We start from the raw sequence: 26,118 nt of genomic DNA, 5'->3' as shown, positions 1-26,118 counted from the left end.
GAGCGGCGACCATAGGCGCAGAGCACTGCCGCGCCAACTGCGCCATTTTCAACCCGGCGAGAGGTCCACAGGAAAGGTCGGGCTGCCTGGATGGATCAGACCATCCGGCTCAGCGCCTCGAAGAAGGAAATCATATCCAGATCGAGCGGATCGTCGACCGGTACCGGCTGCGACGACATCTTTGCGATTACCATTTCGGCCTTCGGATTGACGTAAAGCCACTGGCCGTGGATGCCGATGCCGCAGAAGGCGCCGCTTGCCGCGCCCGTCTGGTACCATTTGTTGCGATAGCGGCCACGCGGAAACAGGAACGCCATCGTGCCGCGCCGCCAGGCCTCGGCGTCGCCGCCAGTTTCGGTCGTGTCGCGCATCCAGGCTTCCGGCACGACGCGGCGGCCATTGGCCACGCCGCCTTGCCGCATCATCTCGCCGACGCGTGCAAGGTCGCGCGGCGTCACCGAAATGCCGCCAGCGGTGCGCGCCGTGCCTTCCATGTCGACTGTCACCGAGGCGTCGCCGACGGCGCCGAGCGGCTCCCATAATTTTTCGCGCATCAGATCGTCGAAACGCCGGCCAGACGCACGTTCGAGCAGGATGCCGAGCAGGTCGGAATTGGGCGAACGGTAGCGGAACGTCCGGCCATGCGGCTCGGCCAGACCCTGCAGCGTCATGAGGAAAGTGGCCAGGCTCTCGATGCCCCCGCCTGGATTCCACAGCATGGCGCGGCGGTAGCGGGCGAAGGCGCTTTCCGGATCGAGATAGGCCTCTTCGAAATCGAGGCTGACACTCATGTCGAGCACGTGCCGCACACGCGCATCGCCATAGGCCGAGCCGGCGGCTTCGGGCAGATAGCGGCTTACCGGTGCCTGCGGATCGAAAATCCCCTCGCCTTCCAATATGCCGGCAACAATGGCGGTCAGCGACTTGCTGATCGAAAAGACGATGTGGCGCGCCCCAAACTCCATATGCGGCGCGAACCAGTCGCCGACGAATTTGCCGCGTTTCATGATCGTCAGCGCGTCGGTATCGGAGCGCGCGAGAAACGCCGCGACCGTCTCCGCGCCGCCTGCAAGAGCGACCTTTTCGCCAAGTAGCCCGCCGAAATCCTGCGCCGGCGCCTCGCTGCTGCCCGGCTGTGCCGCCACGGCAGCGCTCGGCACCAGCTCGCCGACATTCTGGAACGACCACCGGTTGAACGGGCTTTCCCGCCAATTGCCGAGCAGCACTTGGTTTCGGGCAAAGCCGTATCGGGTCTCGAACGCGGTCTTGCCGGCCATTGGCGCTTCCTTCCAAATTCTTTTTATGTTTTAGGCGAGCGCCGCGGCGATGGCGTGCACGGCCGATCGCCGGAAAAACCCGGCGGCATTGCCGCCGGGTTGGGCCGGGTTACTTCTGCAGTTCGGTCCAGATCTTGCTGTAGATGTCCTGCACCTCCGGGGAACACAATTTTTGCAGCTCGCCATGCGCCTTGACGTCTTCCGGGATGATGACTTCCGGCGCATCCTTCATATCGGCCGGCATGTACTTGTCGGAACCGGCAATGCCGTTGGCGTAGCGGTGGAAGGCGGATAGGCCGGCGGCGTTTTCCGGATCCATGATGAAGTTCTGGAACAGCTTGGCGTTCTCGACATTCTTGGCTTCCTTCAGGACCATGACGTTGTCGCTCCAGAGGCCAAAACCTTCCTTGGGATAGAAATAGTGGATCTTGGGGTTCGCCAGCCGCTGGCGCAGGGCTGAGCCGTTCCAGTCACTGGTCGCCTTGAAATCGCCGGCGCCCATTTTCTCGATGGTATTGTATTCCATTGCGATCCAGTTCGGCTTGGCAGCAACCAGCGTGTCACGCACCTTCTTCAGCGTTTCCTTGTCGCTGGTGCATTGCGCGGCGCCGACATATTTGGTCGCCGCGAACATGACGTCGTTCATTTCCGGCACGACGTTGACCTTGCCCTTCAGTTCGTCGGGTGTGTTGAAGATGATGCCCCAACTGTCCGACGGCCCCTTGTAGACATCGGTGTTCACCACGATACCCACCGTGCCCCAGGCCCATGGCACGGAATATTTGCGGCCGGGATCGAAATCGGGATTGGCCCATTCCGGCGCCACGTTCTTGAAGTTCTCCATCTTGCCGGGATCGGTCTCCTGAACGAGGCCTTCCTTGATCCAGATCGGCACGAAGGTTTGCGAAGGCACCGCGATGTCGAAGCCGGTGCCGCCCTGGCGAACCTTGGCCAGCGCCGTATCGTTCGAATCGTAATCGGTGATGGTCACCTTGATGTTGTATTTCTGCTCGAACTTCTTGATCACGTCGGGGCTGGTGTAATTACCCCAATTGTAGATGTTCAAAACGCCGTCCGCGAAAGCGCCGCTTGTCGAGGCGAGCAGCGCCAACCCGACGGCGGTCGCTGATGTCTTCCAGTTCATGTTTTAGCTCCCATTTTCGATTTTCAGTCCCGTTTCCTGCTGATGAAGAAAAACAACGTCACGATGGCGACCGACAAGAGCAGGAACACGGTCGATATCGCGTTGATCTCCGGCGTTATCCCTCGACGTATCTGGCCAAGCATGTAGGTCGGCAGCGTGTCCTGGCCGCCCGATTTCACGAACTCGGTGATGACGACATCGTCGAGCGAGATTACGAAGGCCAGCATCAATCCGGCCAGGATGCCGGGCCAAAGCAGCGGCAGGGTGATGCGGCGGAACGTCTTCCACGGCGTCGCATAGAGATCGGCGGCGGCCCGTTCCAGCGTCAGGTCCATGTTCTCCAGCCGCGCCCGGATCGGCAGGTAGGCGAACGGAATGCAAAAGGCCGTATGCGCCGCGATCAGGTAGCCGAGTCCGGAATAGCCGGTGAATATCTTGATGCGCGAGAAAAAGATCAGCAGCGCCACGCCGGTGACGATCTCCGGCACCATCAGAGGTTGGTTGATGGCGGCATATTTGAAGGTCAGGCCGGGATAGGGCGGCGTGCGCGTGGTGGCGAGCGCCGCCATGGTGGCGAAGATCGTGGCCAGGATCGCCGCGATGGCGCCGATCTGGAAGGAGCGCACGGTGGCGTCGATGACTTGCGTGTTCTGCCACGCCGACTGGAACCATTTGAGCGAGAAGCCGCCCCATTCCGACGTCGAGGTCGCGGCGTTGAAGGCATAGACGACCAGCACGACGATGGGCAGATAGAGCACGACGAAGCAGGTCGCGGCGATCGCGGTGAATCCCGGCTGATGCTTGATTGCGAAGCTGCTAGCCATGACGCATCTCCGACCGGCCGGTGTTACGCACATAGGCGAGCAGCGCCACCATGACGATGACCATGACGGCGATCGACAGCGCCGAGCCGAGCGGCCAGTTGCGGCCTTGCCCGAACTGCAGCTCGATCAGGTTGGAAAGCATCATGGTCTTACCGCCGCCCAATAGGACCGGTGTGACATAGGCGCCGAGCGCCGGAATGAACACCAGGATGGAGCCGGCGATGACGCCCGGCTTGACCAGCGGGAAAATGATACGCCTGAGCACCTGGAAGCGTGTCGCATAAAGATCGTAGCCGGCTTCGACCAGCCGGAAATCGAGTTTTTCCATGCTGGCGTAGATCGGCAGCACCATCAGCGGCAGATAGACATAGGCCATGCCGATCAGGATCGCCGTATCGGTGAACAATATCTGGATCGGCGCCGAGATGATGCCGAGCTTGAGCAGCACCGTGTTGATCAGACCTTCGTTGCGGATGATCTGCAGCACCGCGAAGGTGCGGATCAGCAAGTTGGTCCAGAACGGTATGGTGATCAGGAACAGCCAGAGATCGCGCGTCTTCTCGCTGCGCGTCGCCATGAAATAGGCAGTAGGAAAACCAAGCGCCAAAGTAGCGATCGTGGTTACGATGGCAAGCTTGATCGAGCGCCAGAAGATAGTGACATGGGCGGCAGCAATGGAAAGCGTGTCGTCGAAGATGTCGCGTTCCATGAACACCGATGTCCAGGCCTCGGGCGAGAATTGCCACTTCACGTCGCCATAAGGGCCGGGCGTCAAAAACGAATAAACCAGCACGATCAGCAAGGGACCGGTTGCTGCAAGGAAGATGATCAGCAGGGCCGGCGCCGACAGCAGCCAGCGGTCGCGGATGTCGCGCCGTTCGGCCGCCTTGGCGACTTCTTCCGCGCTCGCCATCAATCCCTCAGCACTTGCGCGGCGTCGTTGCCGATCGAGACGCCGACCTTGTCGCCCCGCTCGAAACCGCAGCCTGCGCTGCGCGTGTTCTGCTGGCGCACGGTGAAGGCTTCGCCGCTGTCCAGTTGGACATGAATATGCGTGTCGGTGCCGAAATAGACGATGTTTTCGACGGTTCCGGAAAGATCGCCCTTGCCGCCGGTCAGCTTGGCGTGTTCCGGCCTGACCACCAGCGTCGCATTCTCCTTCGGCTGGAAGCCCTCAGCCACCGTCGCGTCGATCGTCGCGCCGGATTTTAGTGTCGCGCGCGCCTTGCCGTTGCCGATGCCGGTGATGGCCGCGGTCAGGAAATTGGTTTCGCCGATGAAGTCGGCGACGAAGCGCTCGGCCGGCTTGTCATAGATGTCCCAGGGCGTGCCGACCTGCAGGATCTTGCCGGCCGACATCACGGCGATGCGGTCGGACATGGTCAGCGCTTCTTCCTGGTCATGGGTGACGAAGATGAAGGTGATGCCGGTCTGGTGCTGCAGCCGTTTCAGTTCGATCTGCATTTCCTTGCGCAGCTTGTAGTCGAGTGCCGACAGCGGCTCGTCGAGCAACAGCACTTTCGGCTGCGGCGCCAGCGCGCGGGCCAGTGCGACGCGCTGCTGCTGGCCGCCGGAGATCTGGCTGGTGCGGCGGCCGCTCAGCGCCTCCATCTTGACCAGCTTCAGCATCTCGGCGACGCGTGCCTTGATTTCGGCTTTCGGCTTGCCCAGCATCTCCAGGCCGAAGCCGATATTCTCGGCCACTGTCATGTGCGGGAACAGCGCATAGGACTGGAAGACGGTGTTGACCGGCCGCTTGAACGGCGGCAGCGGCGCGATGTCGTGGCCGTGCAGCAGGATTTCGCCTTCGCTGGGAAAATCGAAGCCGGCGATCAGCCTGAGCAGCGTCGTCTTTCCGCAGCCCGACGGCCCCAGCAGCGTGAAGAACTCGTTCTCGCGGATCGACACCGAAACCGTGTCGAGAGCGGCGACTTGTGCGTCCCCGGTACCGAACACCTTGCGGACGCTGCGGACCTCGATTGCACTCTTACCCGGTTGATCCGGCACGCATTACCCCATTTTCATGTCCGCTCTTGATGGCGGATCCAGTTCCCATTCGATTGTCAGCATATGCCGGTCGGCTTGGCAACCATGCATCTGGATCTCGGTTCAGAACGCAAGCCCCATGCCATAGTCAGCGCCATCATCAACCCCGGTAAGTGATCTTGCCGCCGCAGATGGTGCTGACCGGACGCACCTTGTGCAAGGAAGCCGGTTCAGTTGCCTCGATATCGGCCGACAGCACCACCAGATCGGCCAGATAGCCTGGTTTCAGCCGGCCCTTACGGTGTTCCATGAATTCGGCATAGGCGCCTTCGACCGTATAGCCCGCAAGCGCTTCCAGCAGCGAGAAGCTCTGGTCGGGATCGCCCTCTGCCCAAGGTTTGCGCAGCACCGCCGCCTGAATGCCCAGGATCGGGTCGACCCGCGACACCGGCCAGTCGGAAGCGAAAACGACATGCGCGCCCGCCTGCTTCAGCGTCCGCCAGGCATAGCTGAGCGGCCATCTTTCGCGGCCGATGCGCGAGAGCGTCGGCTCCAGCGGGAAGTCCATGGCGCCGGGCGGGTGCGGCGGCTGCATCGAGGCGATGACGCCGAGTTCGGCAAAGCGCGGCACGTCGGCGGCAGTGGTGACCTCGATGTGCTCGACCCGGTGCCGGCTGTCGCGCCTGCCGTTCTTCCGCCGCGCCGCCTCGTAACCGTCGAGGACCGCGCGCACAGCGCCGTCGCCTATCGAATGCACGGCGATCTGCAGGCCGCGCCGGTCGGCCTCCACTGCCACCTCGGCGAAATGCTCTGGCGTGAACAGCGGCTCACCGCGCCAGCCCGGCCGGTCGGCATAGTCGTCGACCATGACCGCGGTCCAGCCTTCCAGCACGCCGTCGTAAAACATCTTGACCATGCCGGACGACAGCCATTCCGATCGATAGGAGTTGGCCATGCTCGATGCCTTTTCCAGCTTGTCGAGCGTCATGAAGTTCTTGAAATGAAAAGGTATCTTGGTGCGGCAGAGCAGCCGCCCTTCCTGCTCCAAACCGGCAAGCAGTTCGAGCTGGTAGAGATTGCCGTCCATGTTCTGGATCGAGGTGATGCCGTGGCGGGCGCACCATTCCAGACCGCGATGCATCAGGTCGCGATCGGCCGCGACTTCGGCTGCGGAAGGGTACGGTTCGGGCTCGCCGCCTGTCGCAAGGCCGAGCCGCACGCGGTTCTGCCCGGAAAGCTCGAGGATCGGCCCAAACGCCTCGCCCTCACGCAATTCGCCGGCCGCGAGGCCGTCGGCGCCCATGACGATCTCGTTGCCGGGGCCGAGTTGCTTGCCGTGCAGGATGCCGGCCAGCTTCAGCGCCTTGGTGTTGGCCCACATCGTGTGGTGATCGGAAGCCGACATGGCGAACGGCCGGTCGGCGATGATGCGGTCGAGATGATGGCGGGTGACCGGCTCTTCCTTGGAAAGGATGGTATAGTCGACGCCGGCCCCAAGCAGCAATTTGGCGTTCGGCCGTGCCGCAGCGTAGGCGCGGATCGCGTCGCTCAGCGCGTCGAAGCCATGCACGCCCTGAAGGTGCAGATTGTCCAGTTCGGCGGCGCCGCCGAAAAGGTGCATATGCGCTTCGATGAAGCCCGGCACCACCGAACCGCCTTGCGCATCGATGATCTTCGTGGCCGGCCCTTTCAGCGTCTCGATCGTCCGGCGATCGCCAACCGCCAGGATGTTGCCGTCCTTTATCGCCACCGCTTCGGCTGTCGGATTGCCTTCGTCCATGGTCAGCACACGGGCATTGGTGACGATCAGGTCGGCATTTGAACTCATGATTACCCGCAGGTCGGTTGCGCTGCCGGCAGGCTAGACGACCGGCTGCCGGGCCAGCAAGCCATGGCTGGTTGGCCCAGCGCCTTGTGAAAGGCAGTGCAGGACGGTTAGGGTCGCCGCGTCTCACCACGGAACAATTTCATGAAGACTGTTTTTTCGCCTTTCCATGCCGGCCATTCCGGCAATGTCGAATTGATCGCCGGCGCCATCGTGCCGGCCTTTGAAAAGCCCTCGCGCGCCGAGTTCATCAGGGCGCGGGTGGAGAGCGAGAAGCTCGGTCCGATCCTGCCGCCGGAAAGCCACGACCTCGCCGCCGCCAGGAAGGTGCATGCCAGCGACTACATCGATTTCCTGCCGACCGTGTGGCCGCTCTGGGAAGCATCGGGCCGCAGCGGTTCGGCCATTCCCTTCACCTGGCCGACGCGCGGCCTGCGCGGCGACGTGCGCCCGAAAGGCATCGATGCGCTGCTCGGCTTCTACTCCTTCGACGGTGGCGCGACGTTCGTCAAAGGCACATGGGATGCGATCAAGTCGTCCTATGACGTCGCGTTGACCGCCGCCGCGCTGGTCAAGGCCGGTGAGCCTTCCGCCTTCGCGCTGTGCCGCCCGCCAGGGCACCATGCGGGGGCGGCCTTCATGGGCGGCTATTGCTTCATCAACAACGCCGCCGTCGCCGCGCAATGGTTCCGCGACCATGGCGCCGGGCGCGTTTCGATCCTCGACGTCGATTATCACCACGGCAACGGCACCCAGGAGATATTCTATCGCCGCGGTGACGTTCAGGTGCTGAACCTGCATGGCGATCCGATGACCGAATATCCCTTCTTCCTCGGCCATGCCGACGAGCGCGGCGAGGGCGACGGCGAAGGCTTCAACGACAATTATCCGATGCCCTTCGGCACCGGCTGGGAGGTGTGGAACGCCTCACTCGAGGACGCTTGCACGAGGCTTTCGGCTTATGCTCCTGACGTCGTCGTGGTTTCACTCGGCGTCGACACGTTCGAGAAGGATCCGATCAGCCAGTTCAAGCTGAAAACGGGCGACTATCCCAGGATCGGCCGCCGCATCGCCAGGCTCGGCCTGCCGACGCTGTTCGTCATGGAAGGCGGCTACGCCGTTGAGGAGATCGGCATCAACGCCATCGGCGTGCTGACCGGCTTCGAGGACCGCTAGAAGTGCCGCCGGTGCCTGCCAATCACATGGCAGCGCTCGCGGTACCGCCTGCCTGACCGATCGTTCAGCCTGCGGCGGCACGCGCTGACCCGCTCGCTATCTTGTTGTTGGACCATGATGTTTTTCCAGAATGCGTTCGCCCTTTGCGAAATGATGTTCTATTTTTTGAACCCACGGCTTGCGGGGCCGATTGATCGGAAGAACAAACGCATTTGAGCCCGGGAAGGCATTTATGAACGACGACACACCGGAAAGCGAAAGCGCCTCGGCGCTGGCGCCGTTCCGGCACGGCATCTTCCGGGCGGTGTGGTCCGCCAGCCTCGTCTCCAATTTCGGCGGCCTCATCCAGGGCGTCGGCGCCGCCTGGATGATGACCACGATCGCCACCTCGTCCTACCAGGTGGCATTGGTCCAGGCCTCGACCACCTTGCCGATCATGCTCTTCGCGCTGCTGGCCGGCGCCATCGCCGACAGCTTCAACCGGCGCAAAGTCATGCTGATCGCCCAGATCTTCATGCTCGTCGTCTCGGCTCTTCTGACCGTCTTCACCTATCTCGACCTGATGACGCCGTGGACGCTGCTCGCCTTCACCTTCCTGATCGACAGCGGCACCGCGCTCAACAGTCCGTCCTGGCAGGCTTCGGTCGGCGACATGGTGCCTCGCACCAAGGTGCCGGCGGCCATCGCGCTCAACTCGATGGGCTTCAACCTGACGCGCAGCGTCGGCCCGGCGATCGGTGGCATCATCGTTGTCGCGGCAGGCGCTGCCGCGGCCTTCGCCGTCAACACGCTGAGCTATGTCGGCCTCATCGTCGTGCTGGCCCGCTGGAAGCCGGAACTGCCGGCATCGACCTTGCCCCGCGAGACGCTGGGCGCCGCCATGGGTGCCGGCCTGCGCTATGTCGCCATGTCGCCCAATATCGGCAAGGTGCTGGTCAGGAGCTCGGCTTTCGGCTTCAGCGCCGGCGCGGTCCTGGCACTGCTTCCGCTGGTCGCGCGTGACGTCGTCAAGGGCGATGCGCTGAGCTACGGCATCATGTTAGGGGCTTTCGGCATCGGCGCCGTCGGCGGCGCGCTGACCAGCGTCAGGCTGCGGCAGCTGCTGTCCAGCGAGACCATGGTACGCATGGCATTCGCCGGCTTCGCCGTCTGCGCCTTCAACGCCGCCGTCAGCGATCATGCCTGGCAGACGTCGCTCGGCCTGCTGCTCGGCGGCGCCTGCTGGGTGACGGCGCTGTCGCATTTCAACGTCACCGTGCAGATGTCGACGCCGCGCTGGGTGGTCGGCCGCGTGCTTTCGGTCTATCAGACCGCGACCTTCGGCGGCATCGCGCTCGGCAGCTGGGTCTGGGGTGTCGTTGCCGACGCGCATGGCGCCGAAGTCGCCCTGATGGCGGCCAGCGTCGCCATGCTGGCGGGAGGCGCCATCGGCCTGCTGCTGCCGCTGCCGCAGCAGGCCGTGCTCAACCTCGATCCGCTCAACCGTTTTCAGGAGCCGCATCTGGCGCTTGATCTCAAGCCGCGCAGCGGTCCCATCGCCATCATGATCGAATATGTCATCCGCAACGAGGACGTACCGGAATTCCTCGCCACCATGGCCGAGCGCGGCCGCATCCGCCGCCGTGACGGCGCCCGCAACTGGACCTTGGCGCGCGATCTCGAAAATCCGTCGATATGGATCGAGCACTACCACACGCCGACCTGGGTCGAATATATCCGCCACAATCGGCGCGCGACCTACGCCGACGCCGTCATCGGCGAGCGCATAAGGGCGCTGCACAGCGGCAACGAGCCACCGCGCGTCCGCCGCATGATCGAGCGCCCGACGACAGCAGGGACGGCGCTCGTCATGCCGAAGGGACCGATCGAGCATTAGTGGCTGGCGGTGCGTCCAGTTGGACGAGCAAAATGAAATTGCGGCGCCTGGCCCAATCCGCGAATGCACGAACAGGATGGCCATTGTGGAGAGACGGTTATATCAGTTGGTGTGACTATGACCACTAAGGGGAGACGATGCGTTACATACGTCCGCTTTCAATTGAAGACGCCGCCGGCCTGTTGGCCGGTTCAGCCGGCACGGCCGCCATCCTCGCCGGAGGCAGCGACCTCTTGGTGCGAATGAAAGGCGGCTTTATCGAACCCGACCTGATCGTCGACATCAAGGCGATCGACGGGCTTGGCGAGATCAGGGAAACAGCCGAGGGCTTCAGCATCGGCGCGGCGGTCCCCTGCGCCGTGCTGGGCGAGAACACGGCCCTGCAGAAGGCATGGCCCGGCGTCGTCGAAGCGGCCAAGCTGATCGGCTCGAAGCAGGTGCAGGGACGCTGCACCATCGCCGGCAATCTGTGCAACGCCTCGCCGGCCGCCGACAGCGTGCCGGCGCTGGTGGCCGCTGGCGCCAAGGCTGTGGTCGTCGGCCCGGGAACCAGGCGCACGATTGCCGTGCAAGCGGTGCCGACTGGGCCGGGCAAGACGTCGTTGGCCAAGGGCGAGATCATCGAGGCAATCCTGCTCGACAGCCGTCTGCCGCGTTCGGGCGATGCCTATCTGCGTTTCATTCCGCGCACGGAGATGGACATAGCGGTGGTAAGCGCCGGCGTGAACTTGACGCTCGATGAGCAGGGTCGCGTCAAATCCGCCCGTCTGGCGTTGGGCGCCGTGGCGCCGACGGTAATTCTGGTCGAGGAGGCCGCCGAGGTTCTCATCGGCTCCAAGCTGGACGAAGCCACGCTGGAGAGGCTCGCCAAGGTCTGCTCGGGTGCCTGCCGCCCGATCGACGACAAGCGCGGCACCATCGAATTCAGACGGAAAGTCGCGGGTGTGCTGGCCAAGCGGGCCGCCACGACCGCCTATGCACGCGCAGGAGGCAAATGATGGCTGGTGTGGCAGTATCAACGACAATCAACGGCGACAATGTCGAGTTCCTTTGCCAGCCGGACGAGACGCTGCTTGATGTCCTGCGCGACCGCCTGGGGCTGACGGGCGCCAAGGAAGGCTGCGGCACCGGCGACTGCGGGGCCTGCAGCATCATCCTCGACGATCGGCTGGTGTGCTCGTGCCTGGTGCTCGGCGCGGAGGCCGAGGGCCGGCGCGTCGAGACCATCGAGGGCATGGCGCATGGCGACAGGCTGCATCCGCTGCAGCAGAAATTCCTGGAGCACGCCGCACTTCAATGCGGCGTCTGCACGCCGGGCTTTTTGATAGCGGCGAAGGACCTTTTGGCCAAGAACCCCGATCCGACCGAGGAGGAGATCCGCTTCGGCCTCGCCGGGAACCTCTGCCGCTGCACCGGCTATGACAAGATCGTGCGTGCCGTTCAGGACGCCGCCAGCGTGATGAAGGGAGCATGACGATGAATTTCGATCCGCGTTACTCCGGACGCAATTTCACCTCTGTCGGCACGCGTCCCATCCGTCCCGACGGCGTCGACAAGGTGACGGGCCGCGCACGCTATGGCGCCGACTTCAACATGGCCGGGCAACTGGTCGGGCGCGTTCTCAGAAGCCCCCATGCGCATGCCACGATCAGGAAGATCGACACGTCGAAGGCGGAGAAGCTCGCCGGCGTCAAGGCCGTGATCACCGCGGCCGACCTGCCCGACCTCACCGACGGCGATGCCGCCATGTACGACATCCTCGACAACTGCATGGCGCGCAAGAAAGCGCTCTATGACGGCCATGCCGTGGCCGCGGTGGCTGCGGTCGATGCCCGCACGGCGAGGCAGGCACTGAAGCTGATCGAGGTCGACTACGAGGTGCTGCCGCATGTCACCGACGTCGACGAGGCGATGAAGCACTCCGCACCTCTGGTCAACGACGCCATCTTCACCGAGGGCCTCGAGCAAAAGCCCCTCAAGCCTTCCAATGTCACCAAGCGCACCCAGTACGGCCATGGCGACATCCACGTAGGTTTCGGCCAGGCCGACTTCGTTGTCGAACGCTCCTTCAAGACCGAGCAGACGCACCAGGGTTATATCGAGCCGCATGCCTGCGTGGCCAATGTCAGCTCCGACGGCACCGCCGACCTGTGGGTCTGTACGCAAGGCCATTTTGTCTACCGCCAACACTGCGCCCAACTGCTTGGCATGGAAGCCTCGAAGCTGCGCGTCACCTCCTCGGAGATCGGCGGCGGTTTCGGCGGCAAGACCCATGTCTGGGCCGAGCCGGTGGCACTGGCGCTGTCACGCAAGGCCGGGCGGCCGGTCAAGCTGGTCATGACGCGCGACGAGGTGTTCCGCGCCTCCGGCCCGACCAGCGCCACCTCGATCGACGTTCGGATCGGCGCCCGCAAGGACGGCACGATCACGGCGGCCGAGGCGACGCTGCGCTATAGCTGCGGCCCCTATGCCGGCACGTGGGCCGAGATCGGCGCCATGACGGCCTTTGCCTGCTACAAGCTCGAGAACGTCAGGACGGTCGGCTACGAAGTGCTGGTCAACCGGCCCAAGACCGCGGCCTATCGCGCGCCGTCGGCTCCGATGGCGGCGTTTGCGGTGGAAAGTGCGGTCGACGAGCTGGCCAAGGAGATCGGCATGGACCCGGTCGAGTTCCGGATCAGAAACGCGGCGCAGGAAGGCACCAGATCGTCCTATGGACCGGTATACGGCCCGATCGGCATCGGGCCGACGCTGGAGGCGGTGAAGAGCCATCCGCACATGAAGGCGCCGCTCGGCAAGAACCAGGGCCGCGGAATGGCCTGCGGCTTCTGGTTCAATTTCGGTGGCCAGACCTGCACCGACCTCAACATCGGCATGGACGGCTCGGTCTCGCTTGCCGTCGGCACGGTCGATGTGGGTGGTTCCCGCGCGTCGCTTTCGCTGGTCGCGGCGGAGGAGCTCGGCATTCCCTATGAGCAGGTCAAGGCGGTGGTCGCCGATACCTCCAGCCTCGGCTACAACGACATGACGGACGGCAGCCGCGGCACCTTCTCCTCCTCCATGGCGACGATCTCGGCCGCCCGCAACGCCATCAAGGTGTTGCGGGAACGCGCCGCGCAGATGTGGGACATACCCGTCGACGACGTGGTCTGGGAAAAAGGTCACGCGATTGCCAAGGGCGAGAAATACGGCAACCTTGCAGCATTGTCGCTGAAGGAGATCGCAGCCGCGTCAGGGAAGACGGGGGGACCGATTGCAGGCCATAGCGAGCTCGTCGCCGACGGCGCCGGCGTCTCCTTCGCCACCCATATCTGCGATATCGAGGTCGATCCCGAGACCGGCTCCACCAGGGTGCTGCGCTATACCGTCGTTCAGGACGCCGGCAAGGCGGTGCATCCGACCTATGTCGAGGGGCAATACCAGGGCGGTGCCGCACAAGGCATCGGCTGGGCGCTCAACGAGGAGTATATCTACGGCAAGGACGGGCGGCTGCAGAACCCTGGCTTCCTCGATTACCGGATCCCGGTCTGCTCGGACCTGCCGATGATCGACACGCAGATCCTCGAGATCCCCAATCCCAACCATCCCTACGGGGTGCGCGGCGTCGGCGAGACCTCGATCGTGCCGCCGCTGGCGGCGATCGCCAATGCGGTGTCGAACGCCGCGGGCGTGCGCATGACCCATATCCCGATGTCGCCGCCGCGCATCCTGGCGGCGATCGAGGCGGAACGGGGAGGCTGATGGTCGAAGTAACGCTCTGGGGGTCGCTCGGCGCGATCGCCGGAGGCAAGAGCAAGGTCGAAATCGAGGCGAAGGATATTCGGGAGCTGTTCAGGAAACTGGCTGAACAGTATCCCGGCCTCGAGCCATACATCGATCGCGGCATCGCCGTCGCCATCGACGGGACGATCTATCGCGACACCTGGTCGAAGGAACTGCCGGAAGGGGCGGAGATTTTCCTGCTGCCGCGATTGGCTGGGGGGTGAGTTGGGCTCGAGCTCAAGCCGCGCTCCGTGCGGCCAATGCTCGTTTATGAATTCGCGGCCCAGCAGGTCTATCGTAACCCGAACACTACAGTGGAATTGCGGTCACTTCTTTGGCCGTTCGGATCACGAACATCGTGTGGTATCGCGCGACGTTGCTTCGGTCTCGGAACAGTCGCTCGCACAGTGCATCGAACTCTTCCATATCCGTCAGGCGGAGCATGAGGACGGCGTCGGTTTCGCCGCTTACACTGTAGGCCTGAGTGACGGCCGGTTCCTGGGCGGCCAACTCGAGAAAGTCCCGCATATACTGCTCACCATGACGCTCCAGTTCGACGGTGACGATCGCCTTCAAGCCCCGGCCAGCCTTTGCCGGTGCGAGAAGCGCGACAACGCGGCTGATGACACCGCTTTTCTTCAGTCGTCGTATGCGGCGCAGGCAGCTCGAAGGGGAAAGCCCGATTAACCCCGCCAGTTTGGCGTTAGTTCGTGAGGCATCATCCTGGAGCAGGTTGAGAAGCCTTCTGTCGATCTTGTCCATGTTGGTCGCGCTCAGCGTCGGTGCGTTGCAATTTTATTGCACGGAATCGCAAACTTTGACCACAAATGCGAAGCGTCTCACGCTACTCAGACGGCTCCAGGAATGATGGAGCAGCATGATGGCAATTTGCGCCGCCTTCTATCGCAGGACATTGGAGACGCTTGAAATCTATTGGGAACTGGTTCGCGTGATCGTTCCGGTTGCGATTGCCACGCGGCTGCTGCAGGACCTTGGCGTCATCCAGGCGATTTCTCCGTTCTTCTCCGCGCTCATGTTGCAGGTGGGGTTGCCACCTGAACTCGCCTTTGCCTGGCTGACGGGATTGCTGGTCGGGATCTGGGGCGCGCTTGTGATCGTATTCACCTTGGTTCCGGTTTCGGCGCTCAGCACTGCCGACATGACGGTTCTTTCGGCTCTCTTGCTGTTTGCACATGCCATTCCGATCGAGCAACGCATCATTCAGAGGGCCGGGCCGAGCTTCCTGGTCACCGCGGCGCTTCGTATTGGCGGGGGTTTGGTCTTTGCTGTCCTTCTGCATCAGATATTCGCCGTGACCGGATGGCTGTCAGGACCGGTGAAGCCGGCGTGGATGCCGACGAATGAAAGCACCGACTGGGGCGGCTTTTTCCTAGGTACGCTCAAAACCCTGGGCATCATGCTCGTTGTTCTGCTTGCGCTGAGCTGGGTGATCGAGCTTCTAAAGATGTCGGGCATTTTGGAGTGGATGAACAGAGGGCTTGCACCGCTCTTTCGGCTCGCCGGCATCGAAAAGCCGACGGTACCTTTCGCCGCTGTCGGCCTGTTTCTCGGGATTTCCTATGGCGCAGGACTGCTGATCCGCGAGGCGCGCACGCCTAGCGCGGAGCCGCGTCAGATATTCCTTGCCTGCGTGTTCATGGGTTTTGCCCATAGCCTCATTGAGGATACGTTGGCCGTCGTCACGCTTGGCGCTGATGTTACGAGCGTGCTTCTCGGTCGCCTAGCGTTTGCCGTGCTCGCGACCGCCGTGATCGCAAAAGTAATCAAGGCGGTTCCCGACGCTTTTTTCTTCAAGACACTCTTCCACAAGGAAGAAGACAGTTCGCGCAATCGGATTTCGGAGCCGGCGATTAGCGGGCCGTTGACGTGAGCCCTCCTTACGCAGCAGCCGACATGTGTGTCGCATCGCTATCCGGACAGGACGCGGCTACCCCTCGCCCGACAGATCCCGCCGCGCCTTGTCGAGTTCCTCGGCATAGCGCCGCATCAGGTGGCCTTCGGTCAGCAGCCCGACCACCTTGCGATCGGTGAAATCCTCGACCACCGCCAATTCCTCGGCGCCAGCACGCTGGAAGGTCTCGGCCGCCGATTGCACGTTCATGCTCGGCACCAGCACCGCATCCCTGAATTTGGCGAAGGACAGCACCGGCAACCATGCCCGCGTGATGCTGCGGCGATAAAGCCCATCTTCACCTCGGGGAACTGCGTTGACGTAAACGTCAACCCGAAGCTATATGCGCCGGCGGCCGTGGCTGTAAAACCAGGCAAGCGGCGAGCGACAAACGCAAGCAGACGAGGAGAACCGCCATGAGCGTTCAGGAGATTGCCGACAACATCAGGTCGCGCGTGGCGAGTGCCGGGTTCGATCGCTCGGTGAAATTCGACACCGGCAGCGACGGCGTCATCGTCATCGACGGCGCCGATGTCTCGACCACCGATGCGCCGGCCGATTGCACCATAAAGCTGTCGCTCGACGATCTGGACTCGCTGATATCAGGCGACCTCAACCCGACCATGGCCTTCATGTCCGGCAAGATAAAGGTCGAAGGCGACATGAGCGTCGCCATGGCGCTGAGCCAGTTGATCGGCTGATCGCTTGAGATGAAACAAGCCACCGCACGATGGCGGGCGGCTTGTTTCTGATCCGTCACGCAGCGAGCGGCAGCCTCTGTGCCTTCAGCTTGCGCCCTGCCGCCTTCAGAGTGCCTTGCGCGCCGTCGAGCGCGCCGACAACCAGTTCCCGCGCCAGCAGGCGGTGCCGCTCGTAAGGCCCCGGCATGGCCAGCGAGCCGGTCTTTGCGGCCGAAAACCCGAAGCGCTCGTAATAGGGCGCGTCGCCGACCAGCAGGATCGCCGCATGGCCAAGCCGCGCGGCCTCAGTGACCGCATGGCGCATCAGCGCCGAGCCGATGCCGGCATTTTTCAGCGCCGGGTCGACCGCAAGCGGGCCGAGCAGCAGCGCTGCCGTGCCGCCCTCGCCCAGCACCACGTCCCACAGCCGCACGGTGCCGGCAACAGTGCCCGACGCATCGCGCGCGACAAAGGCCAGGCCCTCCGAAGGCCGGCGGCCGCGCCGCAGCTTTTCCGACGACTTCTTCCGGCGCTTCGGCCCCATGGCGCGATCGAGCAAAGCCTCGCGCGCCGGGACGTCGGCGGCGGTTTCGGCGACGACCGCAATCTCCCCCCTCGAGGGGGAGATGTCGCCGAAGGCGACAGAGGGGGTTGTCGCGCGTGAAGCGCCGGCCTCCATCTGCGGCAGGAGGCCGAGTCCAGTCGAACCGACCCCCTCTGGCCGCTTCGCGGCCATCTCCCCCTCGAGGGGGGAGATTCCCACGCCTTCAACGATGAGATCTGCAATGTTCATTTCCGCGATCCTTCACAAGCGGATTGTTCCACAGGCGAGCCCGGGCGGGCGACAGGCGCCCACCGGGGATGATCTGAGCAACTCTTGCGAGCCCTCAGATCACGTAGGATCGGAGAGGCTCGAAGCCGTTGAAGGCGACCGAGGCGTAGGTCGTCGTGTAGGCGCCGGTGCCCTCGATCAGCACCTCGTCGCCGATGGTCAGCGACAGGGGCAGCGGGTACGGCGTCTTTTCGTACATCACGTCGGCCGAATCGCAGGTCGGGCCGGCGAGCACGCAAGGCGCGGTCTCGCTGCCGTCATGCGCGGTGACGATCGGGTAGCGGATCGCCTCGTCCATGGTCTCGGCGAGACCGCCGAACTTGCCGATGTCGAGGAACACCCAGCGCACATTGTCGTTGTCGGCTTTCTTCGAGATCAGCACGACTTCCGACTTGATGACGCCGGCATTGCCGACCATGCCGCGGCCCGGCTCGATGATCGTCTCGGGGATCGCGTTGCCGAAATGCTTCCTGAGCGCCGAGAAGATCGCCTGGCCGTAGGCCTGCGCCACCGGCACATCCCTGAGATAGCGGGTCGGGAAGCCGCCGCCCATATTGACCATCTTCAGCACGATGCCTTCGTCGGCCAGCGTCGCGAACACCTTCTTGGCGTCGCTGAGCGCGCGGTCCCAGGCGGTCAGGTCGGTCTGCTGCGAGCCGACATGGAACGACACGCCATGGGCGTCGAGACCGAGCGCCCTGGCATGGCGCAGGACGTCGACCGCCATCGCCGGCACACAGCCGAACTTGCGCGACAGCGGCCATTCGGCGCCCTCGCCGTCGGTCAGGACGCGGCAGAACACGCGGGCGCCGGGAGCGACGCGGGCGATCTTCTCGACTTCCTCGACGCAGTCCACCGCAAACAGCTTGATGCCGAGCTGGTAGGCGCGCTGGATGTCGCGCTCCTTCTTGATGGTGTTGCCGAAGGAGATGCGGTCCGCCGGCGCACCGGCGTCCATCGCCATCTCGACTTCGGCAACGGAAGCGGTGTCGAAGGACGAGCCCATCGCAGCAAGCAGGCGCAGGATTTCCGGCGCCGGATTTGCTTTCACCGCATAGTAGATCTTGGAATCGGGAAGCGCCTTCTCGAAGGCGCGGAAATTGTCGCGCACGACATCGAGGTCGACGACGAGGCACGGACCGTTCGGACGTCGGGTGGCGAGAAAGTCAAGGATGCGCTGGGTAGCCATCGGGTCTCTCCATCAGCGCCTTGCGGCGCGCACAAAGGCTTGCGGACGCGGGCTCTCGGCCTCGCGAACACGCGGTGGACAAAGGCGGGACGGAAATCCATGGAACCAGCCGGTGGAGACCCCGGAACCATGAAGCGCCGTCTCGCGGCGGTGAACCTTGGCCTTGCCCGGCCTCGGTTCGCTTTGTCTGCCTTGGCTTGGATGGGAGACCCGTCCGCACTGCCGGCAATGAAGGTGTGCCTCTTCAGTAACCCCGGTCTTTGGACGACCGGCAGAACACCAGAAAGGCCCGCACCGTCGTTGCTTCAAGGTGTCCTCGGTTGGCGGTTGGCCGCTAAACCGACTGGAGGGGTTGGCTCCAGTTACCTTACCGATTACCCTCACCATTCGAGGATCGGCGGACACCCACAGGCACGTGCGACTTTGGGCAAGCGCGATATAAGATCGAAAGATTTCACAATCAATAAAAATCGTATCGCAGGTTGTAAAATTTGTGGCATCGAACAATGCTGCGGCAACCAGAAGAACAATGCTGCGGCAAGCACATCCGGATATCGAACGCATGACAGGCACTCGCGGCCCGCTGAACGCTTTTCTCGACCTTGATCAAGTCCCTGTAGCCAATGCGAAATCCGGCCCGCTTGCCGGCTTGCGGCTTGCCGTAAAGGACATCTTCGACGTCGCCGGCTACCGCACCGGCTGCGGCAATCCGCAGAAATACCGGGACGCTTCACCGGCCATGGCGACCGCGCCGGCCGTCCAGGCGCTGCTTGATTCGGGCGCCCGCTTCGTCGGCAAGACGCAGACCGACGAGCTCGCATTTTCCCTGCTGGGGCTGAACGCGCATTTCCCGTCGCCCATCAACCCGGCAGCACCCGACCGCGTCACCGGCGGCTCGTCCTCCGGTTCTGCCGCGGCAGTCGCCGGCGGGCTGGCCGACATTGCAACCGGATCGGACACCGGCGGCTCGATCCGAGCGCCGGCAAGCTTCTGCGGCCTGATCGGCCTCAGGACGACGCATGGCCGTATCCCGCTCGACGGCGCCATGCCGCTGGCGCCTTCGCTGGACACATTCGGTTGGTTCGCAAGCGACATCGTCATCTACGAAAAGGTCGGCACGGTGCTGCTCGGCGACGATCCGCATTCCCATGAACTGAGACGCCCCGTCACTCTCGCTGCGCTGGACGGCCTCGTGCTCGGCCCGCACGAGGCCGACGAATATCGCGCCATGCTCCGCAGTGTCGCTTCGGTGCTGGGCGCACCGCGCAGCGTCGGCCCGCTGTCGCATTCGACCGACGATCTCTATTGGTGCTTCCGCAAGCTGCAAGGCTATGAAGCCTGGCAAAGTCACGGCGCCTGGATCGCCGGCGGCGACCGCATGCTGGGACCCGGTGTCAAGGAGCGTTTCGAGCACGGCGCGACAATCGACGCGGCAACCGCGCAATGTGAAACGGAACGTCGCGTTTCGTTTCGCCTCGAACTGGCCGGCCTGCTTGGCGACGACGGCGTTCTTGTGCTTCCGACCGCTCCTGGTGCCGCGCCGCTCAAGGCTGCGTCATTCGACGATTTGCAGACCTATCGCGAGCGGGCGCTGAGACTGCTCTGCCTTTCCGGCCTGTCCGGCTTTCCGCAAATCACGCTGCCGCTCGGCAAGACCGGCGGGGCGCCGTTCGGCCTTTCGCTGCTCGGTCCGAAGAACAGCGACCGGCAGTTGATTGCGCTGGCCGCCCGCATCCTTTCGGCCCACCAAGGAGGCGCATGACATGGATACGCTGACCCGCATGCGCGCCTTCATCGACGTGGTCGAGGCCGAAGGATTTTCGGCGGCGGCGCGCAAGATCGGCCGCTCGAAGGCGCTATTGTCGAAATATGTGCGCGAGCTGGAGGACGAGCTCGGCGCGCTGCTGCTCAACCGCACCACCAGGCAGTTTTCCCTGACCGAGGCCGGCCACACCTATTACCGGCGCGCCTCGGAGATCGTGCGCGAGGTCGACAGCCTTGCCGATGCGGTGCGCGAATCCTCCGGCGACGTGCGCGGCAGGATCAAGCTGTCGGCGCCGCGCACCTTTGCCGACGCGCCGATCGGCCAGTCGCTGATCGACTTCGCCAAGCAGCACCCCGACATCGTGCTCGACATCCATCTCGACGACCGTTTCGTCGATCTGGTCGAGGAGGGCTTCGATCTGGCGGTGCGCATTTCGCGGCTGGAAAATTCCTCGTTGATCGCCAGGCGTCTGGCGCCATTTTCGGTACGGCTTTGCGCGTCTCCTGAACTGATCGCCAGGCACGGCATGCCGGTCAGGCCGCAAGACCTTGCCCGCGTGCCTTGCATCATCGACACCAATGGGCGCTGGCTCACCAACTGGCCGTTCAAAGGCGACAGCGGCGATACGGTGAGCGTTTCGGTTTCCGGCCCGATCGAGGTCAACAGCCCGATGGCGGCAAGGGCCGCTGCCGTGGCTGGATTGGGATTTTCCGTCCTGCCGGATTTCATCGCCGCGCCCGACATCGAAAGCGGCAAGCTGCTGACTGCGCTGGATGACCGCATTCTGCCCGGCGGCGGCATTTTTGCCGTCTATCCGCACCGGCGCTATCTGCCTGCAAAAGTTCGCGTTTTCGTCGACTTCCTGGTGCAGTGGTTCAAGACGCTGGACAACGCATGAGCTTTCAGCCGCGTCGCGGTCCCATTTTCGCCCGCTTTCTGGTAACTGTCGGCAATTCACCGAAGCCGATTGAATCGCGACCGAGAATGCACCTGAAACGGCAAGCAATCATGCTGGCTTCGGCCTTGACCGCGACGTTTGCCGCCGTCGGACCGGCTGAGGTGCATCCCCACGTCTTCGCCGAGGCCCGCCTCGAAGTGGTCCTCGGCCCGGATCACCAAACTGTGAAGGCATTGCGCCATGTCTGGCGCTTCGACGATTTGTTTTCGAGCACGGTGATGATGGAGTTCGACAAGAATTCCGACCTGAAACTCGACGACAAGGAGCTGAAGGATGTCGCCGACACCGTCCATGCCTCGCTTGCCGAATTCAACTATTTCCAGCTCGTCACCGTCGACGGCAAGGACGTGGCAATGACCCCGCCGCCGCATTTGATGGCCAATTTCGACAATGACCAGTTGATCATCCTGTTTGAATCTGAACCGAAGGTACCGATCAAACTGAGCGGCAAGATAGATATCGGCGTCTACGACCCGACCTTCTACACCGCGATCGATTTCACCGAGGATGCCAATCTGCAGGTCGATGGGTTGCCGCCGACCTGCACCAGCAAGGTTGTCCGCCCGAACCCGGACGAGGCGATCGCCCAGAACCAGAAGACCCTGACCGAGGCCTTCTTCAACGATCCGACAGGCACCGACATGAGCAAGATCTTTGCCACCAAGCTTGAACTGACCTGTCAGCCGGAAGGATAGATCCAGTGACCAAACCGTCCCTGCGTTTGGCATTCGGTCTTCTGGCCGCCGCCTTTGTGATGACGCACTTTCTCGGCTCCGCCCACGCCCAGAGTTCACTCGGCATCGGCACCAATGACGGCATGGCTCCAACCGCCACCGGCCCGTTCGCCCACATCCTGATGTGGATCAATCTGCGCCAGCAGGAATTCTATCATGCGCTTGCCGGCGCGATGAAGGCGATGCGCCAGGACGGCAGCAAGTTGTGGCTGCTCATCGGCCTGTCCTTTGCCTATGGCATTTTCCACGCCGCCGGCCCCGGTCACGGCAAGGCGGTGATCTCTTCCTACATGGTGGCCAATGAAGTGGCGCTCCGGCGCGGCATCATGCTGTCCTTCGTCTCGGCCCTGCTGCAGGCGCTGACCGCCATAGTGGTGATGCTGGCCGCCTATTTCTTGCTGCGCGGCACTGCTGTCTCGATGACGGACGCCGCATGGTTCCTCGAAATCATGAGCTATGTCTTCGTCACTCTGTTCGGCGCCTGGCTGCTGTGGCGCAAGGCCGGCCCAGCCATCCTTCGCCTGTTCGGCGCAAATCCGGGCTACAGCCTCTCGGCTGCCCATGCCGGCCATTCACATTCCGTGCATGCCCATGCGGCACATTCCCACGCGCTTGATGCGCATGACCACCACGATCATGCGCATGACCATCACGATCACGGCGCCCACGACCACGCCCATGCTGCGCACGATCACCACAGCCATACGGCGGGCGAGGTCTGCGAGACCTGCGGACACTCGCATGCCCCCGACCCGGCGCTGCTTTCCGGCGATCGCTTCGATTGGCGCACGGCCTGGTCGGCTGTCGCTGCCGTCGGCATCCGCCCCTGCTCCGGCGCGCTGATCGTGCTGAGCTTCGCCTTGCTGAACGGGCTATGGTTCGGCGGCATCCTGTCGGTGCTGGCCATGGCCCTCGGCACCGCAATCACCGTCTCGGCTCTGGCGACTCTTGCGGTGACCGCGAAGAACTGGGCGGTGTATTTCGCCGGCGACGGCCGCATGGGCAACCGCATCCATTCCTTCGTCGAGATCGGCGGCGCCGCCTTCGTCTTCCTGTTCGGCCTGCTGCTGCTTTCGGCCAGCCTGACTGGCGCCTGACCTCGTTGCGTCCGATCGGGGCGCTCTAACTAGGGATATTGCCCCCCAACTCGTCTTCGATATGGACGCGGATGATCTCGTCGAAGCTCGTTTCGGCGGCAAAGCCAAGCTCCCTCGAGCGCCGCGCCTCGAAGCGCGTCGGCCAGCCCTTGACGATCGCCCAGATCGTCTCGTCGGGCTCCTCGCGGATCAGTTTCACCGCCTTGGCGCCGGCGACACGTTCCAGCGCTTCGATCTGTTCGCCGACGCTGACGGCGACGCCCGGCATCGTCAGGTTGCGGCGCGGTCCGACGGCGGCACCGTCGATCCGAGCCGCATGGATCAGGAAATTCACCGCCGAACGCGGGCTGGCGTGTGTGTGGACGACTGAGCGCGGCACCGGCAGGATCGCTTCATGACCGCTCAGCGGCTCGCGGATGATACCGGAGAAGAACCCTGAGGCCGCCTTGTTCGGCTTTCCCGGCCTGACGCAGATGGTCGGCAGCCTGATGCCGATGCCGTCGAAGAGACCGCGGCGCGTATAGTCGGCAAGCAGCGCCTCGCCGATCAGCTTCTGCGTGCCGTAGGAGGTCAGCGGCGTCGGGTGGAACTCGTCCGGAATGATGTCGGGAAACGGTGCGCCGAACACGGCGATCGACGAGGTGAAGACGACGCGTGGCGTATAGGCAGCCAAGCGGATGGCATCGAACAGCGCCCTGGTGCCGTCGAGATTGACGCGATAGCCGAGATCGAAATTGGCCTCCGCCTCGCCCGAAACCACGCCGGCGAGATGGAAGATCACGTCGGGGCGCGGCGCGACCAGATTTGCGGTCGCTCCCGGTGCGGCAAGGTCGCCGGTGTGGAGGGTAATGCTGACATCTTCGAGCACCGGCGCTTGCGGCGGCACGATATCGTGAAGATCGAGCGCGGCGATCTTGCGGCCGCCGAGCGTCCCGTCCTTGGCCAACCTGGCGATGAGTTTGCGGCCGACCATGCCTGCCGCGCCGGTAATCAGAATGCGCATGTCACTTTCCCTTTTTGCGCTGGCTGCGGCTACGCAGCCAGAACACGACGAAGATTGCCACCATGAAGATCGCCGCGACGACACCGGCAAGCACCGTCGAGACCTTGCCGACCGCCAGCATCACTGTTGGAAGATAATAGGCTGCGATGCCGAACAGCAGCAAAACCCAGGCGGCGCCGATCGCCGCATTGCGGGTGTCGTGGTCCATCACGCGGCGCCAGGGCGGCGAGAGTTCATGTCGATCGTTGCCAATGCCAGGAACTCCCGAAGTCAGTGATAATGGCCGCGGTGCGGTGCCGTGTCATGCGCATGCTCGTGCTCGTCATCATGCTCATGTCTGTCCGCACATTGGCCGAATTCCGGTTCGACCGTGGCATGGGCTATGCCATGTTCCGCCGCAAGCCGCTTCTTGATCGCGCTTACCGCCATATGCGCGTCGACGCCGTCATTGAGGCAGGCATGCAATGTCGCCATGTTGCTGGAGCCGTCGAGCGACCAGACATGCATGTGATGCACCTCGCGCACGCCCTTGATTGTCGCCTCGATGTCCCTGGCGATCAGGTCGCGGTCGAGGCTTGCCGGCACGCCTTCGAGCAGGACGTGGGCGGCTTCGCGCATCAGCGACCAGGCCGTGGACAGGATCAGCAGCGCGACAAGCACCGACAGGATCGGATCGATGGGCGTCCAGCCCGTCGCCAGGATCACCAGCGCCGCCACGATCGCCGCGGCCGAGCCGAGCAGGTCGCCGAGCACATGCAGGATGGCGCCGCGCATGTTCAGGCTGCCGCGGTCGCCGCCATGCAGCACGAAGAAAGAGCCGATATTGATCGCAAGGCCGGCGATGGCAACGACCAGCATCGGCCCGCCGAGCACGGGCTCAGGCGTCAGCAAACGCCCCCAGGCCTCGTAGACGATCCACAGCGCAATGGCGAAGATGGCGATGCCGTTGGTATAGGCGACCAGTGTCTTGACCCGGCCGAAACCATAGGTGAGGCGCACGGTTGCCGGCCGGCCCGCGAGATGGAAGGCATACCAGGCAAGGCCGAGCGCAATGCAATCGGCAAGCATGTGGCCGGCATCCGCCAGCAGCGCCAGCGATCCCGTCAAGAGACCGCCAAGCGTTTCGACGACCATGAAGCCGGCGGTCAGGCAGGCCGCGATCAGCACGCGCTTCTTGTCGGTCGAGCCGTGCACATGCCCGGCACCGTGACTGTGGTCGTGGCCCTGCGAAGCGTGGTCGTGGGTATGCGCCATCTATAGCCCCTGCTAGAGCCTGATCCATCCCGGCAGACTCGGGATGGAGGCTCTGTCTTCTTGTTTGACCATGATCTTATCCGAAAACCGGCGTCCACTTTTCGGGATCATGGTCAGGCGCCGAACTCAGCGCGAAAATCCTCGAGCCGCCGCCTTTGCTGGCCATCGCTGTCGAAATTAGCCGGATCGAGCCACGCCTCATAGGCTCTGCGCAGATCTGGCCATTCCCTGTCGATGATCGAATACCACGCGGTATCGCGGTTTTCGCCCTTGACCACAAGATGCTGACGGAAAATGCCCTCGAACTTGAAGCCGAAACGTTCCGCCGCGCGCTTCGACGGCTCGTTGCGGTTGTTGCATTTCCATTCGTAGCGGCGGTAGCCAAGCTCGTCGAAGACGTACTTCATGAACAGGAACTGCGCTTCCGTCGCCGCCGGCTTTCGCGAGATCAGCGGACCCCAATATATGTTGCCGATCTCGATGACGCCGTAGGCGGCGTCGATGCGCATCAGCGTCTGGCGCCCGGCAACCTTGCCGCTGGCCTTGTCGATGACCGTGAAGAACAGCGGGTCCTCGCTGGCTTCTGCCTTGTCCAGCCACGGCTGGAAGGCGGCACGGCTCTCCGGCGGGTAGTCTGGCAGCCAGGCGAAGCGATCGCCGGCATCGGCCACCGACGAGGCCTCGAACAAACCGTCACCGTGTTTTTCGGCGTTAAGCGGCTCCAGCCTGACAGTTCGCCCCTCCAGCACCTTGCGTTCGGGCCGCGGGCGCGGTTGCCAATTCTTGAGATTTTCCGACACAGAAAACTCCAATCCGTTTGACTT

At 63.5% G+C, this 26,118-nt stretch carries 25 protein-coding genes and 1 pseudogene; 12 read left to right on the top strand and 14 right to left on the bottom strand.

What is annotated here, in order from left to right; all coding sequences use genetic code 11:
• Positions 1–95: 95 nt before the first annotated feature.
• The 6 genes from NKH67_RS06175 to NKH67_RS06150 all read right to left on the bottom strand — a co-directional run bounded on the left by NKH67_RS06175 (position 96) and on the right by NKH67_RS06150 (position 7,059).
• Entirely contained in the window at positions 96–1,277 is a 1,182-nt protein-coding gene (locus NKH67_RS06175; RefSeq protein ID WP_352469569.1) for a serine hydrolase domain-containing protein, read from the bottom strand.
• A gap of 109 nt (positions 1,278–1,386) precedes the next feature.
• Positions 1,387–2,421, bottom strand: a complete 1,035-nt coding sequence (locus tag NKH67_RS06170) for an ABC transporter substrate-binding protein (protein WP_352469568.1) — start codon at positions 2,419–2,421, stop codon at positions 1,387–1,389.
• A 23-nt stretch (positions 2,422–2,444) separates the two neighbouring features.
• Positions 2,445–3,245, bottom strand: a complete 801-nt coding sequence (locus NKH67_RS06165) for an ABC transporter permease (RefSeq protein ID WP_352469567.1) — start codon at positions 3,243–3,245, stop codon at positions 2,445–2,447.
• A complete protein-coding gene (locus NKH67_RS06160; RefSeq protein ID WP_352469566.1) occupies positions 3,238–4,158 on the bottom strand; it encodes an ABC transporter permease in 921 nt (306 codons plus the stop codon). Before NKH67_RS06160 ends, NKH67_RS06165 begins: the two co-directional genes overlap by 8 nt.
• Positions 4,158–5,252, bottom strand: a complete 1,095-nt coding sequence (locus NKH67_RS06155; RefSeq protein WP_352469565.1) for an ABC transporter ATP-binding protein — start codon at positions 5,250–5,252, stop codon at positions 4,158–4,160. Before NKH67_RS06155 ends, NKH67_RS06160 begins: the two co-directional genes overlap by 1 nt.
• 139 nt (positions 5,253–5,391) lie before the next feature.
• On the bottom strand, positions 5,392–7,059 hold the full coding sequence (locus NKH67_RS06150) for an amidohydrolase (protein ID WP_352469564.1): 1,668 nt from the start codon (positions 7,057–7,059) through the stop codon (positions 5,392–5,394).
• Between the two features lie 141 nt (positions 7,060–7,200).
• On the opposite strand from NKH67_RS06150, the gene NKH67_RS06145 reads away from it, so the two are divergent.
• The 6 genes from NKH67_RS06145 (at position 7,201) to NKH67_RS06120 (ending at position 14,094) form a co-directional block, all read left to right on the top strand.
• Positions 7,201–8,232, top strand: coding sequence for a histone deacetylase family protein (locus NKH67_RS06145; RefSeq protein ID WP_353030398.1), 1,032 nt, complete (start codon positions 7,201–7,203; stop codon positions 8,230–8,232).
• 232 nt (positions 8,233–8,464) lie between these two features.
• Positions 8,465–10,108, top strand: coding sequence for an MFS transporter (locus tag NKH67_RS06140; protein ID WP_352501925.1), 1,644 nt, complete (start codon positions 8,465–8,467; stop codon positions 10,106–10,108).
• 137 nt (positions 10,109–10,245) lie between these two features.
• Positions 10,246–11,106, top strand: a complete 861-nt coding sequence (locus NKH67_RS06135) for an FAD binding domain-containing protein (RefSeq protein ID WP_352469561.1) — start codon at positions 10,246–10,248, stop codon at positions 11,104–11,106.
• Positions 11,106–11,582, top strand: a complete 477-nt coding sequence (locus tag NKH67_RS06130; RefSeq protein WP_352448182.1) for a (2Fe-2S)-binding protein — start codon at positions 11,106–11,108, stop codon at positions 11,580–11,582. Before NKH67_RS06135 ends, NKH67_RS06130 begins: the two co-directional genes overlap by 1 nt.
• Positions 11,583–11,584: 2 nt before the next feature.
• Positions 11,585–13,849 (top strand): xanthine dehydrogenase family protein molybdopterin-binding subunit, encoded by a 2,265-nt coding sequence (locus NKH67_RS06125; RefSeq protein ID WP_352469813.1) that lies wholly within the window; start codon positions 11,585–11,587, stop codon positions 13,847–13,849.
• On the top strand, positions 13,849–14,094 hold the full coding sequence (locus NKH67_RS06120) for a MoaD/ThiS family protein (protein WP_023675441.1): 246 nt from the start codon (positions 13,849–13,851) through the stop codon (positions 14,092–14,094). Before NKH67_RS06125 ends, NKH67_RS06120 begins: the two co-directional genes overlap by 1 nt.
• A gap of 85 nt (positions 14,095–14,179) precedes the next feature.
• On the opposite strand, the gene NKH67_RS06115 is transcribed toward NKH67_RS06120, so the two are convergent.
• Positions 14,180–14,632, bottom strand: a complete 453-nt coding sequence (locus tag NKH67_RS06115) for an Lrp/AsnC family transcriptional regulator (protein ID WP_352469560.1) — start codon at positions 14,630–14,632, stop codon at positions 14,180–14,182.
• 322 nt (positions 14,633–14,954) lie between these two features.
• On the opposite strand from NKH67_RS06115, the gene NKH67_RS06110 reads away from it, so the two are divergent.
• Positions 14,955–15,761: a nucleoside recognition domain-containing protein gene (locus NKH67_RS06110; protein ID WP_353030396.1), complete on the top strand. Its 807-nt coding sequence runs from the start codon at positions 14,955–14,957 to the stop codon at positions 15,759–15,761.
• A 57-nt stretch (positions 15,762–15,818) separates the two neighbouring features.
• Here the strand turns inward: NKH67_RS06110 and NKH67_RS06105 are convergent.
• Positions 15,819–16,019, bottom strand: a pseudogene (locus NKH67_RS06105) (chloride channel protein); the annotation flags it as partial.
• A 179-nt stretch (positions 16,020–16,198) separates the two neighbouring features.
• On the opposite strand from NKH67_RS06105, the gene NKH67_RS06100 reads away from it, so the two are divergent.
• Positions 16,199–16,483: an SCP2 sterol-binding domain-containing protein gene (locus NKH67_RS06100; RefSeq protein ID WP_352448193.1), complete on the top strand. Its 285-nt coding sequence runs from the start codon at positions 16,199–16,201 to the stop codon at positions 16,481–16,483.
• Between the two features lie 55 nt (positions 16,484–16,538).
• On the opposite strand, the gene NKH67_RS06095 is transcribed toward NKH67_RS06100, so the two are convergent.
• Together NKH67_RS06095 and odc2 are read right to left on the bottom strand one after the other, a co-directional pair.
• The gene (locus NKH67_RS06095; RefSeq protein ID WP_352469812.1) at positions 16,539–17,141 is read right to left on the bottom strand and encodes a GNAT family N-acetyltransferase; all 603 of its coding nucleotides are present in this window, start codon (positions 17,139–17,141) and stop codon (positions 16,539–16,541) included.
• A 208-nt stretch (positions 17,142–17,349) separates the two neighbouring features.
• A complete protein-coding gene (gene odc2 / locus NKH67_RS06090; RefSeq protein ID WP_352469558.1) occupies positions 17,350–18,483 on the bottom strand; it encodes an ornithine/lysine decarboxylase in 1,134 nt (377 codons plus the stop codon).
• A gap of 562 nt (positions 18,484–19,045) precedes the next feature.
• Between odc2 and NKH67_RS06085 the strand changes: the two genes are divergently transcribed.
• From NKH67_RS06085 to NKH67_RS06070, 4 genes are all read left to right on the top strand, one after another.
• Positions 19,046–20,245, top strand: coding sequence for an amidase (locus tag NKH67_RS06085; RefSeq protein ID WP_352469557.1), 1,200 nt, complete (start codon positions 19,046–19,048; stop codon positions 20,243–20,245).
• Position 20,246: 1 nt separating this feature from the next.
• Entirely contained in the window at positions 20,247–21,146 is a 900-nt protein-coding gene (locus NKH67_RS06080; RefSeq protein ID WP_352469556.1) for a LysR family transcriptional regulator, read from the top strand.
• A gap of 86 nt (positions 21,147–21,232) precedes the next feature.
• Positions 21,233–21,901 (top strand): DUF1007 family protein, encoded by a 669-nt coding sequence (locus NKH67_RS06075; protein WP_352469555.1) that lies wholly within the window; start codon positions 21,233–21,235, stop codon positions 21,899–21,901.
• The gene (locus tag NKH67_RS06070; RefSeq protein ID WP_352469811.1) at positions 21,898–23,037 is read left to right on the top strand and encodes a nickel/cobalt transporter; all 1,140 of its coding nucleotides are present in this window, start codon (positions 21,898–21,900) and stop codon (positions 23,035–23,037) included. Before NKH67_RS06075 ends, NKH67_RS06070 begins: the two co-directional genes overlap by 4 nt.
• 25 nt (positions 23,038–23,062) lie before the next feature.
• Here the strand turns inward: NKH67_RS06070 and denD are convergent, their stop codons facing one another.
• From denD to NKH67_RS06050, 4 genes are all read right to left on the bottom strand, one after another.
• Positions 23,063–24,040, bottom strand: coding sequence for a D-erythronate dehydrogenase (gene denD, locus NKH67_RS06065; RefSeq protein WP_352469554.1), 978 nt, complete (start codon positions 24,038–24,040; stop codon positions 23,063–23,065).
• A 1-nt stretch (position 24,041) separates the two neighbouring features.
• Positions 24,042–24,248, bottom strand: coding sequence for a hypothetical protein (locus NKH67_RS06060; protein WP_352469553.1), 207 nt, complete (start codon positions 24,246–24,248; stop codon positions 24,042–24,044).
• 62 nt (positions 24,249–24,310) lie between these two features.
• Entirely contained in the window at positions 24,311–25,294 is a 984-nt protein-coding gene (locus NKH67_RS06055; RefSeq protein ID WP_352469552.1) for a cation diffusion facilitator family transporter, read from the bottom strand.
• A gap of 113 nt (positions 25,295–25,407) precedes the next feature.
• Positions 25,408–26,094 carry a GNAT family N-acetyltransferase gene (locus NKH67_RS06050; RefSeq protein ID WP_352469551.1) on the bottom strand — a complete coding sequence of 229 codons (687 nt, stop codon included), beginning with the start codon at positions 26,092–26,094 and terminating at the stop codon, positions 25,408–25,410.
• Between the last annotated feature and the right edge of the window lie 24 nt (positions 26,095–26,118).

Source organism: Mesorhizobium sp. M0968, assembly GCF_040319065.1.
Classification (GTDB): domain Bacteria; phylum Pseudomonadota; class Alphaproteobacteria; order Rhizobiales; family Rhizobiaceae; genus Mesorhizobium.
Note: the sequence above shows the minus strand (reverse complement) of the source record. Positions and strands in the feature narration are given on the sequence as shown.